17 protein-coding genes are annotated in these 15,318 nt (G+C 69.7%); 10 read left to right on the top strand and 7 right to left on the bottom strand.

Annotated features, from left to right (window positions below; all coding sequences use genetic code 11):
• Window positions 1-88: 88 nt before the first annotated feature.
• Window positions 89-2,734, top strand: coding sequence for an FG-GAP-like repeat-containing protein (locus TN53_RS29370; RefSeq protein ID WP_046261730.1), 2,646 nt, complete (start codon window positions 89-91; stop codon window positions 2,732-2,734).
• Between the two features lie 78 nt (window positions 2,735-2,812).
• On the opposite strand, the gene TN53_RS29365 is transcribed toward TN53_RS29370, so the two are convergent.
• On the bottom strand, window positions 2,813-3,160 hold the full coding sequence (locus tag TN53_RS29365; protein WP_420719138.1) for a hypothetical protein: 348 nt from the start codon (window positions 3,158-3,160) through the stop codon (window positions 2,813-2,815).
• Window positions 3,161-3,384: 224 nt separating this feature from the next.
• Between TN53_RS29365 and TN53_RS29360 the strand changes: the two genes are divergently transcribed.
• A complete protein-coding gene (locus TN53_RS29360) occupies window positions 3,385-3,870 on the top strand; it encodes a DUF1877 family protein (RefSeq protein ID WP_046261729.1) in 486 nt (161 codons plus the stop codon).
• Window positions 3,871-3,994: 124 nt separating this feature from the next.
• On the opposite strand, the gene TN53_RS29355 is transcribed toward TN53_RS29360, so the two are convergent.
• From TN53_RS29355 to TN53_RS29340, 4 genes are all read right to left on the bottom strand, one after another.
• Complete coding sequence (locus tag TN53_RS29355; protein ID WP_046261728.1) at window positions 3,995-4,543, bottom strand: hypothetical protein; 549 nt, start codon at window positions 4,541-4,543, stop codon at window positions 3,995-3,997.
• A 74-nt stretch (window positions 4,544-4,617) separates the two neighbouring features.
• The gene (locus TN53_RS29350) at window positions 4,618-5,121 is read right to left on the bottom strand and encodes a hypothetical protein (protein ID WP_046261727.1); all 504 of its coding nucleotides are present in this window, start codon (window positions 5,119-5,121) and stop codon (window positions 4,618-4,620) included.
• Window positions 5,122-5,258: 137 nt separating this feature from the next.
• Entirely contained in the window at window positions 5,259-5,945 is a 687-nt protein-coding gene (locus tag TN53_RS29345; protein ID WP_046261726.1) for a DUF4328 domain-containing protein, read from the bottom strand.
• A 119-nt stretch (window positions 5,946-6,064) separates the two neighbouring features.
• Window positions 6,065-7,687 (bottom strand): beta-N-acetylhexosaminidase, encoded by a 1,623-nt coding sequence (locus TN53_RS29340; protein WP_046261725.1) that lies wholly within the window; start codon window positions 7,685-7,687, stop codon window positions 6,065-6,067.
• A gap of 209 nt (window positions 7,688-7,896) precedes the next feature.
• On the opposite strand from TN53_RS29340, the gene TN53_RS29335 reads away from it, so the two are divergent.
• The 7 genes from TN53_RS29335 to TN53_RS29305 all read left to right on the top strand — a co-directional run bounded on the left by TN53_RS29335 (window position 7,897) and on the right by TN53_RS29305 (window position 13,694).
• Window positions 7,897-8,472 carry a 2-oxo-4-hydroxy-4-carboxy-5-ureidoimidazoline decarboxylase gene (locus TN53_RS29335; protein ID WP_046261724.1) on the top strand — a complete coding sequence of 192 codons (576 nt, stop codon included), beginning with the start codon at window positions 7,897-7,899 and terminating at the stop codon, window positions 8,470-8,472.
• A 188-nt stretch (window positions 8,473-8,660) separates the two neighbouring features.
• Entirely contained in the window at window positions 8,661-9,041 is a 381-nt protein-coding gene (gene sdhC / locus TN53_RS29330; RefSeq protein WP_095046799.1) for a succinate dehydrogenase, cytochrome b556 subunit, read from the top strand.
• Window positions 9,042-9,046: 5 nt separating this feature from the next.
• Entirely contained in the window at window positions 9,047-9,529 is a 483-nt protein-coding gene (locus TN53_RS29325) for a succinate dehydrogenase hydrophobic membrane anchor subunit (RefSeq protein WP_046261722.1), read from the top strand.
• Between the two features lie 22 nt (window positions 9,530-9,551).
• Complete coding sequence (gene sdhA, locus TN53_RS29320; protein ID WP_046261721.1) at window positions 9,552-11,306, top strand: succinate dehydrogenase flavoprotein subunit; 1,755 nt, start codon at window positions 9,552-9,554, stop codon at window positions 11,304-11,306.
• The gene (locus tag TN53_RS29315; RefSeq protein ID WP_046261720.1) at window positions 11,306-12,067 is read left to right on the top strand and encodes a succinate dehydrogenase iron-sulfur subunit; all 762 of its coding nucleotides are present in this window, start codon (window positions 11,306-11,308) and stop codon (window positions 12,065-12,067) included. The genes sdhA and TN53_RS29315 overlap by 1 nt, the downstream gene beginning before the upstream one ends.
• Window positions 12,068-12,244: 177 nt before the next feature.
• The gene (locus tag TN53_RS29310; protein WP_046261719.1) at window positions 12,245-12,853 is read left to right on the top strand and encodes a Uma2 family endonuclease; all 609 of its coding nucleotides are present in this window, start codon (window positions 12,245-12,247) and stop codon (window positions 12,851-12,853) included.
• Window positions 12,854-12,914: 61 nt separating this feature from the next.
• Window positions 12,915-13,694: a hypothetical protein gene (locus tag TN53_RS29305; RefSeq protein ID WP_046261718.1), complete on the top strand. Its 780-nt coding sequence runs from the start codon at window positions 12,915-12,917 to the stop codon at window positions 13,692-13,694.
• 190 nt (window positions 13,695-13,884) lie between these two features.
• Here TN53_RS29305 and TN53_RS29300 read toward each other — a convergent pair whose 3' ends face one another.
• Together TN53_RS29300 and TN53_RS29295 are read right to left on the bottom strand one after the other, a co-directional pair.
• Complete coding sequence (locus TN53_RS29300) at window positions 13,885-14,277, bottom strand: hypothetical protein (protein ID WP_046261717.1); 393 nt, start codon at window positions 14,275-14,277, stop codon at window positions 13,885-13,887.
• A 41-nt stretch (window positions 14,278-14,318) separates the two neighbouring features.
• Window positions 14,319-14,753 (bottom strand): hypothetical protein, encoded by a 435-nt coding sequence (locus tag TN53_RS29295; RefSeq protein WP_159038216.1) that lies wholly within the window; start codon window positions 14,751-14,753, stop codon window positions 14,319-14,321.
• Between the two features lie 131 nt (window positions 14,754-14,884).
• Here TN53_RS29295 and TN53_RS29290 point away from each other — a divergent pair, with 131 nt between their 5' ends.
• Window positions 14,885-15,295 carry a VOC family protein gene (locus TN53_RS29290; RefSeq protein ID WP_046261715.1) on the top strand — a complete coding sequence of 137 codons (411 nt, stop codon included), beginning with the start codon at window positions 14,885-14,887 and terminating at the stop codon, window positions 15,293-15,295.
• Window positions 15,296-15,318: the final 23 nt, after the last annotated feature.

Below are 15,318 nucleotides of genomic sequence, written 5' to 3'. Positions count from 1 at the left end.
TGATGTTTGGCCAAAGCCCTGCGCTGTCTGTAAGTGCTGCCCAAGTGGCGGCCGATACGACCGTGTTCATCTTTCAGGGGTGGGATTCTTGAGTCCTCGCAGCAGCCGTGCGTACAGACCGCTCAGTCTCAGAAGACGGGCCTGGCTGACCGCCGGGGCCGTCGTGCTGAGCGGTGCCGGCATCGCCACGTACGCCATGGCCGATCCGAGCGCGCAGTCCGACAGCAGGGCCGGGAGCCGTGGGTCGACCGTCCACACGCTCAAGCTCCAGAGCGAGGGCTCGGGCCGCAAGGGGCTCGACCGGCGGGAGACGGACCGGTTCAGCGCGGTCCTCGTCACCTGGGACAACCCCGACGCGAAGTCCCCGGGCACGGCCGAAGTGCGCACCCGGGACGCCGGGTCGGGCAAGTGGTCGGGCTGGCAGAAGCTCCAGGACGATCCGAGCCAGGCCGACGGGGCCGAGGGCGAGCGGGCCGCGCTGCGGGGCGGTACGGAGTCGCTGTGGACCGGTGACTCCGACGGTGTCGAGGTGCGGGTCGTGAACGCGGACGGCACGGAGGCCGGTGGGCAGCCGGCCGGGATGGACGTCAAGCTCCTCGACCCCGGTACGGATCCCAAGGGCAGGGGGGTGGAGCCGGCGGCGTTCGTGGCGGAGACAGGCACACCGTCGGCGTCGCCCTCCGACTCGACGTCACCTTCCGTGTCGGCGTCGCCCTCCGACTCGACGTCACCCTCTGCGTCGGCCTCGCCGTCCGGTTCGGCCTCGGCATCCGCGTCTCCCACACCCACCGTCCCGGCACCCCGCCCCTCCACGGTCGTGAAGCCGCCGGTGATCACCCAGGCCGAGTGGGGCGCGTCCACGGACTACGACGGCACACCCGGCTACGGCACCGAGATCAAGGCCGCCGTCATCCACCACACCGGCATGGACAGCGACAACACCCTGTCCTGCGCCGACTCCCGGGCCCGGTTGCGCTCCATCCAGCAGGAGCACTTCGCGCGCGGCTACTACGACATCGGCTACAACTTCGTCGTCGACAAGTGCGGCCAGATCTTCGAGGGCCGCAGCGGCGGCATGGACCTGCCGGTGATCGGCGCGCACGACATCGGGTTCAACACGAACACGGTCGGCATCTCGTACATCGGCAACTACGAGAGCGCCAAGCCGAGCAAGGCCGCGCTCGACGCCATCGCGCGGATCGTGGCGTGGAAGTTCGGGATGTACGGCATCGACCCGACCGGCAAGGTCACCCTGGTCTCCGGCAGCGACGCCGGCGTCGACGGCAACAAGGTCGCCAAGGGCTCCTCGATCACGCTGCCCCGGGTCTTCGGGCACCGGGACACCAACGCCACGGCCTGCCCCGGCGCCAACCTCTACTCGAAGCTGTCGACGATCGCCACGCTCGCGAAGACGCCGGGCATCTCGCACGCCCTCGCCACCTCCGACTACAACCGGGACGGTGTGACCGACCTGGTCGCGGGCGTACCGAAGGCCAACGCGGTGAAGGTGATCCCGGGCGGCGTCGACGGACCCGTCACGGCTTCGAAGGTGACACTCACCCAGAACAGCGCGGGCGTCCCCGGTTCCTCCGAGACCGGTGACGCCTTCGGCACCTCGACCGCCTGGGGCGACGTCAACGGCGACGGCTACGCCGACCTCGCCGTCGGCTCCCCCGGCGAGGACGACACCAGCGGCAACGCCGACCGGGGCAACGTCACGGTGATGTACGGACCGGCGCTGAACACCGGCTTCTCGTACACCACTTCGGGTGTCACGGCGGCCGGCGCCAAGCTCGGCTCGACCGTCGCCGTCGGTGACTTCGACGGCGACGGCAAGGCCGACGTCTTCTCGGCGGGCGCCGGCAAGGGCGGCAACTGGAACGCGCGGCTGGGCACCGGAAAGTACACGTACGGCACGCTCACCTCCGCCACCGGCGCGGTCGCCTACCTGGACGCCGCGACGGGCGACTTCAACCGGGACGGCTACGCGGACGTCGCCCTCAACTACCGCGACACCGGCGGCATCGGCCGCGTGGTCCGCTTCGCGGGCTCGGCGACCGGACTGACCAAGGCCGGCGTGATCTCCGTCAAGGGCGGCCGGTCCATCGCCGCCGGTGACGTCAACGGCAACGGCTACGACGACATCGTCATCGGCCAGCCGGTCGCCTCCGAGTCCGGCGGAAAGTCGGGCGGCCAGATCACGATGGTGCCGGGCACGTCGACCGGCTTCACGACCACGGGCATGACGGTGATCCACCAGGACACGGCGTCCGTCCCCGGCGGCGACGAGTCCGGCGACGCGCTCGGCAGCTCGGTCTCCGTCAGCGACTACAACGCCGACGGCTACGCGGACGTCCTCGCGGGCGCCCCGGGCGAGGACCTGGTCCGCGATGGCGTGAACCGCACCAACGCGGGCAACGCGATCCTGGTCAAGGGCACGGCGTCGGGGCTCACGGGCTCCGGCTCGGTGGCGGTCTCGCAGGACACCTCGGGCGTCCCCGGGTCCACGGAGACCGACGACCGCTTCGGCTCCTCGGTCTCCCTGACCGACCTCTCCGGCTACGGCCGCGCCGACCTCACCTTCGGCGCCGACAACGAGGACACCGGCGACGGCATCCTCCTCCACCTGCCGAGCAACAGCACGGGCCTCGGGTACGCGGACGCGGTGATCTACAGCAAGACCACGCTGGCGACACCGACGGACGCGCGACTGGGCCAGGTGCTGGCGCCGTAGAACCGCCGGAACGAAGGCCGGGGCCCCGTGCAGTGGGCGGGGCCCCGGCCGCCCCGGGCAGCGACTCGGGGAACGGCCCTACGGCCGGGCTGCACCCGTCGCGTCCCGGCACAGCAACCGCAGCGACCCGTGCCCGGCGAAACACCGCCGGGCCTCGTCCATCGGATCCCACAGCAGCCCGTCGGGCGTACGGATCCAGTGGTCACCCCCGCTCGCCCACCACTCGGCACCGGACTGACGGGCGATCACCTCACCCGCGTACGCGCCGAAACCGCGCAGCACCGCTTCGACGGCGTCGTACGGAGTGCCCTCGCGCCGCAGGTCCTCGACCATCCGGTCGACGCGCCACAGACTCTGCGCCGAGTAGTCGAGCCGCACCCGCGCGCCCTCGCGCATCGTCGCCACCGCGTCCGCCGCCCACCGCATCGGCTTGGTCGCCGCCGGGGGCCTGGTCACCTGCTGTGTCGTCACATGGGTCGTCACATCCCCAAGAGCGTGCGGGGGAGCCGGTTCGTCACCCGTTTCCGGCCCGATCCCCGATACCGGCGCAGGACCGCCCCACCTCCGCCCCACGACGGTCACAGGCCGCTCTCAGGTGCGCGTTTTGCCCGGGAGTGACGGTTCGCCGTCCCCGTGCGCTCCTGTCACTGATGAGCATGTACTTCCACTTCCGCGCCATTCCGCCCGCCGCACTGCGCAACAGCCCGGCCTGGCTGGAGAAGCTCTTCGAGGACGACTGGGACGCCGTACGGCAGCGGATCGGCCGCCACCGGGAGGAGGTGCTGGACGGCGGCTACCTCGACCATGAGCACCTGTACGCCGACGCCCTGACCGGCGAGGGCCCGCACACGCAGGTGGTCATGGGGGGCCGGCCGATATCGCACCCCGACCCGTCGGCACCGCCGTTCCTGCTGCTCACCGCGGCCCAGACGCACCGCGTCGCCGCCTTTCTCGCCACCGCCGACTTCGAGTCCCTGTGGCGGAACGCGCGCGTCGACCTGCTGAAGCCCTACGACGGCCAGGACGCGGAGCCGGAACTGCGCGGCGCTTTCGCGGCGGCCCATCGGGATCTCACGGCGTTCTACGGGCAGACGGCGCAGTACGGCGATGCGGTGGTGAAGTGGCTGGTCCTCTGAGCCTCGGTGTGGCCGGGTGGCGGAGTGGCCGGGCGGCCGGGTGGCTGACCCACCGAGCCTCACCGCAGCGGAGTGGGCGGGTGGCCGGGTGGCCGGGTGGCTGACCCACTCACCCTTCAGACCATCAGCTCCGCCCCCGAGCCCGCCGCGACACCACCGCACGCAAAACCCGCCGCCCCTCCACCGACACCTCCAGCGCCCGCCGCAACCCCGCCGTGCCGTGCCCGGCGAGTACCTCCAGGACGGTGACCTGGCGGCGCAGTTCGGCGGCGACGAGCGGAGGCATGCCCTCCGTGCGGCCTGCGCGACGGGCGTCGAGCGGGGCGCCATCGGCGGCGGGGTCGAGGAGCCGGTGGATCTGGAGCGAGGCGACGGAGCAGGCGTCGGCCCACACCCGCACCTCGGCGGCGTCCGGCGTGGCGGGCGCGGCGTCGAGCATCCGGCGGGCGAGCACGGTGGCCTCGTCCTCGGCGGCGTTCTCCCCGCCCCCGAGTTTGCCGCGCGCGACCTCCAGACCCGCACCCCAGTCGCCGGTGTCGGCGAGGCTCGCCCACAGCGGTCTCAGGAGCTCGTCGTCACCGCCCAGCAGGGGCACGCACCGGTCCAAACAAGCCAACCCGCTGGCGGCCAGTCCGCGTTCGTCGGCCTGAGCGATCAGCTCCACCAGACTCATCCACGCCTCCCTCGCCTGCGGTTTCCCTGACGGAGTCCGCACTTCCCCTTACTGCGTGCGACGGCGCCGGAGTGTCACAGGGGCACCACGGCGAGTCGGTCGAGCAGCCGGAAGAACAGGTTTTCGGCCAACGAGTCGGGGTCCGCGGTCAGCACCTCCACCAACCGCTCGGCCGCCACGGCGTGCCCGGCCTCCTCGGCCCAGGAGACGGCCCGTTCGGCGGCGTCCCGCGGCTCCAGGAAGTAGTCCTCCAGCGTGAGGCCCTCTTTGTCGGCGCCGATGTACTTGGCCATCGCGGCCCGCGCCAGCCACGTCGTCCACGCCCCGCTCCGGGGCCCGGCCGCCTCCACGACCACACAGTCGCTGTCCATCACGTACCCGAAGAGCGCGGGCGCCCCGGTCTCCCGGGCCAGGGAGTTCATGGACCCGACGTCCCCCTCCCCGCTCGGGTACTCCCACACCTGCCATCCTCCGGACGCCTCCGCCCGCAGACTCAGCCCCTCGGCCCCCGCCAGCGCGTCCAACTCCCCGAGCGGCCGCTCACTGCGGCCCACGACGAAATACCCCCAGTAGCCCATTCCCGGCTCCCCCCGGCGTCTCGGCTGCGGCTCGGGGCCGAATACACCACAGTCGCACGGCAGTTCGCAGCCGTATCGGACAATCCGACCCTTCAGACGTGGACGAAGGCCGGCCCCCGCAGCCGCCGGCCCTCTCCTCAGGCAAAGACAGGGGCGGGCCCCTGCCGCACCTTCTCGTTCTGCATCCGTGTCAGCCGCAGTACGACGACGATGGCGAGGGCGGCGGCCACGATGTCGACGACGTCCGCGAAGAGCATCTGACCCGCCGCGTCCTGGATCTCCTCGGCGCTGTCGGCCTTGGTGTACGCGCGGGACGCGGCCCGTCCGGAGAGCAGCGAGATGACCCAGAACGTCCACCAGGTGTTGACGAGCCCGTGCGGCCGGGGCGCGCCCCAGGGGCCGCTGGCGTCCCAGATGTCCAGTGTGATCCGGCGCGGGTACCAGAGGTTGACGATCGGCACGATCCAGCCCCAGATCGCCCAGCTCCGCGTCTTGCTGTGGCCGTCCGGCCGGAACACCTCGGCGTTGACCCGCAGCCGATGGAACCAGCACAGGAACAGGACGGCGGTCGTGAGCAGCGCGGCCGTCTGGACGGTGCCGGCGACGGAGTAGAGCCGGTCCGCACGGTCGGCGCGGTCGCCGACCGCCGCGCCGCTCGCCAGGTCACCGGTCACGTCGCGCATGACGACGTCCGCCCAGACGGCGAACAGGTCGGTGGCGATCACGACACCGAGCCCCGCGACGGCGGCCCACCCGAGCCCGATCGGCGATCGCAGCCAGGCATGGGGTACGGCGTTGAGTTGGGTATGCGGATTTTCGATCATGGTGAGGCTGCCCCCCGGGTACTGAGAAAACGGAACGCCGCAACCCAGCCCTCCCCAGAGCCTCACGCACGGCAAGCGGAAGATACGGTTCACGGGCGCCGTAAGTCCACTCGTTACTCTCAGCCCAGTCGATCGGCCAGCGCCTTGAACTCCGTCCAGGACAGAGCCGGTTTCTCCGCGTCCCACAGCTTCTGGACCAGAGCCCTCAGCGGCAGCCGGACCCCGGCCGCGACCTGGTCCTGGGTCTGGGAGTTCGCGAGGTCGCACCAGACCGCGAAGTACCCGCCGCGGATCTGGTCGTCGTACTTCGCCGGGACCGCGAGCGTGCCGCGTACCACCCGGGGCGTCCACAGCTCGTAGATCCGCTGTCCCGTCGGATAGACGAAGTTGTTGGGCTGTCCGAGGACGTAGTACAGGAACTCGTCGTTGTAGTTGATCAGCTTGCGCCCCGCGCTCAGATACTCCACGGGCTGCCGTGCCCCGATCTCCTTGCCGGTCCAGTAGGCGACCTGGATGTCGGCGTCGGGCCGCACGGACGTACCCCGGAAGAAACCGTCGTTCCAGGCCAGCGGGGTCCTGTCGTGGGCGCGGACGGTGTCGGCGCGGTCGTTGAGCCACCCGGTGGTGAGGTCGGCGACAGTCCCGCCGGACCCGTACGCCTCCTTCGCGGCGGCGGCCAGCTGCGGGTACGACGCCTCCGGGTCGCTCACCACCAGCGCCTGGTACTCGTCGCCACCGAGGTGCCAGGGCACGCCCGGGAACAGGCCGGCGTACTCGTCGAGCAGATCGTCGACGATCTGGGCGGACCCGTCCTTGGAGATGTCGATCGCGCCGCGCGTGGCGACGCCGGAGACGTTGCGCAGTTGCAGTTCGGGGTGCGCGGCGAGCACGGCACCCAGGTGTCCGGGTGAGTCGATCTCGGGTACGACGGTGATGTGCCGCTGGGCGGCGAGCGCGACGATCTTCCGGACCTCGGCCTTGGTGAGGTGCTGGGCGGACACGATCTCGGGGTGCGAGTCGGACTCGATCCGGAACCCCTGGTCGTCGGAGAAGTGCAGTTGCAACTGGTTGAACTTCAGATCGCCCAGCTCCCGGACCCGGTCCTCGATCCAGCCCGCGGTGAAGTGCTTGCGCGCGATGTCGAGGGAGAACCCGCGCACCGCCTTGGCCGGCGCGTCCCGCACGACACCCTCCGGCGCCGTACCGCCGCCGTGCACTTCCTGCTTGAGGGTGCGGGTCCCGTAGAAGACCCCGGAGTCGGCAGGCCCGCTGATGCTGACCCGCCCACCGCGCACGGTCATGGTGTACGACTCCGGATCGCCCCCTTCGCCGTCGTCGAGCGCCAGCCGCAGGTCCCCGTCCTTGTCGTCCCCCCGCTCTCCCGCGTACGTCAGCCCCAGCTCACTCGCGATCAGCCGCCCCTCCCCGGCCAGTTCCGCGTCGCTCACCACGACCCGCGCGCCGCGCTGCGGCCGCCAGCCGGGGCCGCGCGCCGGGGTGTGGGCCTGGACGGCGGGAATCGTGCGCGGGGTTCGCGAGAGGGGGTAGGAGCGGGTGGGAGACGGGCTCGGTGTCTCCCGGGAAGCGCTGGGCGCGGCCGCCGAAGCCCCGACGGAGGACGTCGGCCGCGCGGATCCCGCGGGCCCCCCGCCACCGTCGTCCCCGGAGGTCCACAACCCGAGCCCCACCCCCGCGGCGACGGTCGCGGCCACCGCCGCGACGACGACCACCCGTGTCCTCATCTGCCGTGTCTGCCGTGCCTTCTCCGCCGACGGCCGGCGCCTGTGCTGGCTCACAAGGCCAACCTAGGCATGAGGAGTGGCCGGAAGTGTCCACCCGCCGTTCCGAAACTCTGCCGTTCGGGTGAAATTCGGTTGTCCGTCGGACACGTCGTGCCCACTCTCGATAACGTGACGCCACACCTCACACAGCTTCCCCTGCCGAAACACACGTGACGCCCACACACCTTCCCGGCCGAGTCGCCATACCGGCCCTGCCCGAGCAGACCCGCACCCCACGGTCGCCGAATCTGCTGGACGCCTTCAACACCGCGTCCCCCGAAGAAGCCCACCACCTCCTTCTCGCCTGCCTCCGCAGCCTCCGCTGGGCCCGCCGAGTGGCAGACCACCGCCCGTACCCGGACCTGGACTCCTTGCAGGCCGCGTCCGACGAGGCGGCGTACGACCTGTCCCCGGGCGACCTGTCGGAGGCCCTGGCGGGAGAAACGCTGCCGACTCTGCCGGACGGAATGTACGAGGCCGCTCATATGGCCCTGAGTGCGGCACACGCGGCATATGAGTCCAAGTTCGGCCATTCTTTCGTCATCTGCCTGGACGGACTGTCAGAGGGTGAAGCCCTGGACCACGTACTGGCAGGAATCCGGTCACGATTGACAAACGATCCGGAGGAGGAGCGGGTGGTGGCAGCGGAGGAACTGCGACGCCTTGCAAAAGGACGGTTGGTAGACGCAGTCAGGGGCGCGGGGAACTGCGCGACCAGCCACAACGACCCCGCACCCGGCAAATAACGGGACACCCCACCCCATTAGCCGCACCACTCACCCATCCGCGTGCCACTTTGATCACACCGACAGGCCCCGCGTAAGCCAAACTCCGCTGCATCGATAACATGCTGGGGGCCGGTGGACCGTACCCGGCCGGGCCAGACCGACAGCACAAGCCGGCGGCCCCAATCCCCGCTCCCGGAGGGACTTCCGTGCCGGCTGGAACGCTGTACCGCGGCCGGGAAGGAATGTGGTCCTGGGTGGCTCATCGAGTCACCGGCGTCCTCATCTTCTTCTTCCTGTTCGTTCACGTGCTGGACACCGCTCTCGTCCGTGTCTCCCCCGAGGACTACGACAGGGTCGTAGCCACTTACAAGACTCCGCTCGTCGCGTGTCTGGAGTACGGCCTCGTCGCCGCCGTCCTCTTCCACGCGCTCAACGGCCTGCGCGTCATCGCCGTCGACTTCTGGTCGAAGGGCCCGCGCTACCAGAAGCAGATGCTCTGGTCGGTCGTAGGCCTGTGGGTCGTGCTGATGATCGGGGCGATCTACCCCGTCCTCGGTCACGCCGCTCGTGAACTGTTCGGGAGCTGACGCGCATGTCTATTACCGAGAAGACCGCGTCCGGAATCGGCCCCGTCGAGGGTGAGTCCCTCTACGACGTCGACAACCCGGCCCCCCTCATCGAGGCCCCGCGCAAGCGCACCAAGAAGACCCCCCGGTCCACCCGGGGCAACTTCGAGATGGCCGCCTGGCTGTTCATGCGTCTGTCCGGCATCGTGCTGGTCGTCCTGGTCCTCGGCCACCTGCTGATCCAGCTGGTGCTCGACGGCGGCGTCTCCAAGATCGGCTTCGCCTTCGTGGCCGGCCGCTGGGCGTCCCCGTTCTGGCAGGTCTGGGACCTGCTGATGCTGTGGCTCGCGATGCTGCACGGCGCCAACGGCCTGCGCACGGTCATCAACGACTACGCGGAGCGCGCGAACACCCGGCTCTGGCTGAAGGGCCTGCTCTACACCGCCACGGTGTTCACCATTCTGCTGGGCACGCTGGTGATCTTCACCTTCGACCCGAACATCCGCTAGGCACGGGGCTGAGGAATTCCTGATGAAGATCCACAAGTACGACACCGTCATCGTCGGCGCGGGCGGCGCCGGCATGCGCGCCGCGATCGAGTCGACGAAGCGCAGCCGTACCGCCGTGCTGACGAAGCTCTACCCCACCCGCTCCCACACGGGCGCCGCGCAGGGCGGCATGGCCGCCGCGCTGGCCAACGTGGAGGAGGACAACTGGGAGTGGCACACCTTCGACACGGTCAAGGGCGGTGACTACCTGGTCGACCAGGACGCCGCCGAGATCCTGGCGAAGGAGGCCATCGACGCCGTCCTCGACCTGGAGAAGATGGGCCTGCCGTTCAACCGGACGCCCGACGGGACGATCGACCAGCGCCGCTTCGGCGGTCACTCCCGCAACCACGGCGAGGCCCCGGTCCGCCGGTCCTGCTACGCCGCGGACCGCACCGGCCACATGATCCTCCAGACGCTGTACCAGAACTGCGTCAAGGAGGGTGTGGAGTTCTTCAACGAGTTCTACGTCCTGGACCAGCTGCTCATCGAGGTCGACGGCGTCAAGCGGTCGGCGGGCGTCGTGGCCTACGAGCTCGCGACCGGTGAGATCCACATCTTCCAGGCGAAGGCCGTGATCTACGCCTCCGGCGGCACCGGCAAGTTCTTCAAGGTGACGTCGAACGCGCACACGCTGACCGGTGACGGCCAGGCGGCGGTCTACCGTCGCGGTCTGCCGCTGGAGGACATGGAGTTCTTCCAGTTCCACCCGACCGGCATCTGGCGCATGGGCATCCTGCTGACGGAGGGCGCCCGTGGTGAGGGCGGCATCCTCCGCAACAAGGACGGCGAGCGCTTCATGGAGAAGTACGCGCCGGTCATGAAGGACCTCGCGTCCCGTGACGTCGTGTCCCGCTCCATCTACACGGAGATCCGTGAGGGCCGCGGCTGCGGTCCCGAGGGCGACCACGTCTACCTCGACCTCACCCACCTCCCGCCGGAGCAGCTGGACGCGAAGCTCCCGGACATCACGGAGTTCGCGCGCACCTACCTGGGCATCGAGCCGTACACGGACCCGATCCCGATCCAGCCCACCGCTCACTACGCCATGGGCGGCATCCCGACGAACGTCGAGGGTGAGGTCCTGTCGGACAACACCACGGTGGTCCCGGGCCTGTACGCGGCCGGCGAGGTGGCCTGTGTGTCGGTCCACGGCGCCAACCGTCTGGGCACGAACTCGCTCCTGGACATCAACGTGTTCGGCCGTCGGGCCGGTATCGCGGCGGCGGAGTACAGCCAGACGGCGGACTTCGTCGAGCTGCCGGAGGACCCGGCCTCGCTCGTCGTCGAGCAGGTCGAGCGGCTGCGCTCGTCGACGGGCACCGAGCGCGTGTCGGTGATCCGTCGTGAGCTGCAGGAGGCCATGGACGCCAACGTCATGGTGTTCCGCACCGAGCAGACGATCAAGACGGCGGTCGAGAAGATCGCGGAGCTGCGCGAGCGCTACCGGAACGTCTCGATCCAGGACAAGGGCAAGCGGTTCAACACGGACCTGCTGGAGGCCATCGAGCTGGGCAACCTGCTCGACCTCGCCGAGGTCATGGCGGTCTCGGCCCTGGCCCGCAAGGAGTCCCGCGGCGGTCACTACCGCGAGGACTACCCCAACCGCGACGACGTCAACTTCATGCGCCACACCATGGCGTACCGCGAGGTGGGCGACGACGGCGCCGAGTCGATCCGGCTCGACTACAAGCCGGTCGTCCAGACCCGCTACCAGCCGATGGAGCGTAAGTACTGATGGCAACCCCTGTTCTGGACAAGGTCGAGGCGGAGTCCGCGGCCTCTCCCTACATCACGGTCACGTTCCGCGTCCGTCGCTTCAACCCGGAGATCTCGGCCGAGGCGACCTGGGAAGACTTCCAGCTGGAGATCGACCCCAAGGAGCGCGTCCTCGACGGCCTCCACAAGATCAAGTGGGACCTGGACGGCACGCTCACCTTCCGCCGCTCCTGCGCCCACGGCATCTGCGGCTCGGACGCGATGCGGATCAACGGCAAGAACCGCCTTGCCTGCAAGACGCTGATCAAGGACATCAACCCCGAGAAGCCGATCACGGTCGAGCCCATCAAGGGCCTCACGGTCCTGAAGGACCTCGTGGTCGACATGGAGCCGTTCTTCCAGGCGTACCGCGACGTCATGCCCTTCCTCATCACGAAGGACACGAACGAGCCGACGCGTGAGCGCCTCCAGACCGCCGAGGACCGCGAGCGCTTCGACGACACGACCAAGTGCATTCTGTGCGCGGCGTGCACGTCGTCGTGCCCGGTCTTCTGGAACGACGGCCAGTACTTCGGTCCTGCCGCCATCGTCAACGCCCACCGCTTCATCTTCGACTCGCGCGACGAGGCCGGGGAGCAGCGGCTGGAGATCCTCAACGACCGTGACGGTGTGTGGCGCTGCCGCACCACCTTCAACTGCACGGACGCGTGCCCGCGTGGCATCGAGGTCACGAAGGCGATCGCCGAGGTGAAGAAGGCGCTGATCACGCGCCGGTTCTGAGGTCGTCGGCGGTACGGCTTTCCGTACTTTGCGTACGGCTGTGAGGGCCCCGTTTCCGTTGGGAGCGGGGCCTTCTGGCGTGCGGACACCCGTTTGGCTGAACGTGATCGTTAAGGACATACCGGTGGTGGTCGGCCTACGATGATGGTCTCGACACCAGCCCCCAGGAGGCACCTGATGTCCGCAGCAGCTGTTGAGCGGCCGCATGAGGACCGTCCGTTGATCACGGAGGCGAACCGGATCATGGATCGCCTCCCGGGCTACCGCGTCGAGATCATCGGAGGCCAGATCCTCGTGTCCCCGCCGCCGGACGGCCCTCACGCCGAGAGCTTGACCGACCTTGTGCTGCCCTTCGCGACTTCCGGTCTCCACGGGACTGAGTCGAAGGTGCTCCAAGGCGCCGGCCTATGGCTACCGACTGGAACCGAGGACTACGCGATCCCCGACCTTTCGGTGGTCGACGCCGACTACCGGGATCACTACGTCGAGAACAACTGCTACGACCCCCTCTGCTTCCGCCTTGTCCTCGAGGTCACCTCCAGCAACTATCGGACCGACCTGCGAGACAAGGTGAAGGCGTACGGAGCTGCCAAGATCCCGGTCTATGTGATCATCGACCGCAAGCATCAGCGCCTCCACGTCCTGACCGACCCCACCGGGAACGATTACGAGAGCCACCGCCCGCACTCCCCCGGCGAGATAGTCACCCTGCCCAAATCCATCGGCGCCGAGGTCACCCTGGACGTGGCGGAGATCCTGAAGGCAGGCCAGCCGAAGAGCGACTGAGATCCAGCCAACTCCCCTGTGACACCTGTGAGTTGTGTGACTCCAGTTGCACACTGACCCCATGCCCTTCCTGAAGAAGGCCGCCGCCTCCCTCTCCGCCGCAGCGGCCGTACTCCTCGCGATCCCCGCCTCCTCCTCGGCGGCCCCCACCCCGCACGGCACCCTCGCCCGGGAGAGCTTCGACCGTCTCCCCCTGGGCCCGGTGACGAAGGGCCACGGCTGGACCACCGACACCGCCGACGGCACCCTGACGGTCGCCCCCAGCAGCACGGGCCACGGCCGTGAGCTCCGGATCCACACCGAGGGCAACGGTCGCGCCTTCCTCGTCTTCCCCGACCTGGCTGCCCCCGGCAACAGCTACTGGGCCCGTCTGCGCATCCGGGTGGACGCCTTCCCGACCGCCCCGGACTGGGCGCACTGGACGATCGCCGAGGCGTCCGGATCCGACTCCCCCACACTCGTCCGGCCGCTCGGCGGGCAGTACGCCCCCACCGACCAGCGCAACTTCTGGGGCGTCGGCTCCGACCTCGGGCCCACTGGCGACTGGACGTCGTGGAAGACCTCCGCACCGGCGGTGGGCGGCGCGTGGCAGTGCGTCGAGTTCCATCTGGACGCGACGGACAACCAGGTCACGATCTATTTCGACGGCGTCGAGCAGTCCGACCTGACCGTGTCCACGAAGGAACACGGCGGCACGGCCGACGACTTCCTCTTCCCGGCCTTCGACAAGCTGAAGCTCGGCTGGCAGCTCTACCAGGGCGACCCGACCCCGTCCTCGTACGACATCCGTCTCGACGACATCGCCGTGACCACGCGTCGGGCGGGTGGCTGCGGAGCCTGAGGCGGTGCCTTCGCCGCGCAGGTCGGCCAGGTCTGCGCGACACAGCCGGTCCAGGACGCCGCTCCACAGACCGGTCCAGTTGCCGCTGTTGACGACGGCGGCCTTGAGCAGGTCATGGGCGAGCGCCTCCGGCCGCCCGTCGGCGGAGCGATTGCGGATCAGGTCCTTGTACGTCTGGACGTTGCCTGCATCATCCACCCACCAGGGCGACGAGCTTCAGGAACGTGACCTCGGTGCCGAGCGCCAGCTCGATCTCCTCGTCGGGTTCGGTGACCTGACGGTCGCCGACGAGCACCAGGAAGCCGTTGCCCGCGAAGGCCTTGAGCGCCAGCTCGGTCTGCTTCTCGGGGTCTATCCGGCGGGGCGTGCGCAGGGCGTAGCCGTTCAGCACGCGCTCCGTGTCCTCGGGCTGGACCAGGCCCTGGAAGACCTCCGGCGTACGGGCGTTGTACTCGGCGACCTCCTGGAAGACCCGGCGCCGGATCAACTCCCGCACGCCGAGCCGCTCCTCGGCGATCTCCAGCCCCCAGCCGTCGCTACGGCTCCCGCTTGTCGTCTCGTCGACGAACCTCACGATTCCCATGCCGCCGACAGTACGACCCGCCACTGACAACGGGCCGGGCGTCACCGCAGGGCGGGCCTGCTCCACTCCCGCGCCCCCGCGGCCCGCATCAGCGCGAGGGCCGCCTCCGGTTCCCCGGAGACCAGCGGATGCACCAGTTCGACGTAACGGACCTGCCCGGCCAGCGACTTCCTCAGCTGCCGCAGGCTGCGGGCGCCGAAGGAGACCCGGCTGTCGGCCACTCCCGCGGCGAGCGCCAGCTTGCCGATGGCGACCTTGCACTCGGTCAGCCCCGTCTCGCGGCAGGCGTGTGTCTCGACGTCGCCGTCCCACAGGCCGAGGACGATCCGGTACCGCACGCCGGAGCCCGTGTAGGTCGCGACGGCGAGGTGCCGGTCCTGCTCCCCCTCGCCGGGGCCGCTCAGGCCCAGCCTCTCGGCGACGTCCGTGAAAGCCACTCGGACTTCGTCGAGGAAGGCCTCTGTTCCCGGAACCATTCCCGCCCCCTTTGCCACGCGGCTCTGAAGACGGCTCAGCGTACCGACGCGAGGACCTCCGTCTCGGCCCAATGAGTGACCCCGCGGAAAGCCCGCGGGGTATCCGTCGGCCCCGCACCTAATCTGATGGCATGTCAGATGAAGAGTCGTACGAGCTGCTCGGTTTCGACAACGTCCTGCTGCCCGTGGGTGACCTCGGCGAGGCCGTCGGCTTCTACGAGCGCGCCGGGTTCGCGGTGGCGGCCCGGCTCGACGAGGCAGGGATCGCGGTGCTGAAGGCCGGGGGCGAGACGCCGGGGCTCCTGCTCCGGCAGGAGGAGGGGATCGGGCACCGTCCGCCGCCGTGGCCCTCCCCGCGCGTGTGGCTGGAGGTGCCGAACGCGCGCGTGGCGGCACGGGAGCTGCGCAAGGCGGACCTCGCACTGCTCGACGGGCCCTTCTCCACGGCGACCGGCTGGACCGTCGAGATCGCCGATCCGTGGGGCAACGTCCTCGGGTTCACGGACTACACCAAGCGGCCGGAGCTGGGACGCCGCCCCTGATCGCACCCGCGCCACTGGTTAGG

The sequence above is a fragment of the Streptomyces sp. WM6386 genome (genome assembly GCF_000972385.1).
GTDB lineage: Bacteria > Actinomycetota > Actinomycetes > Streptomycetales > Streptomycetaceae > Streptomyces.
This window is presented reverse-complemented; position numbering and strand designations above follow the sequence as displayed.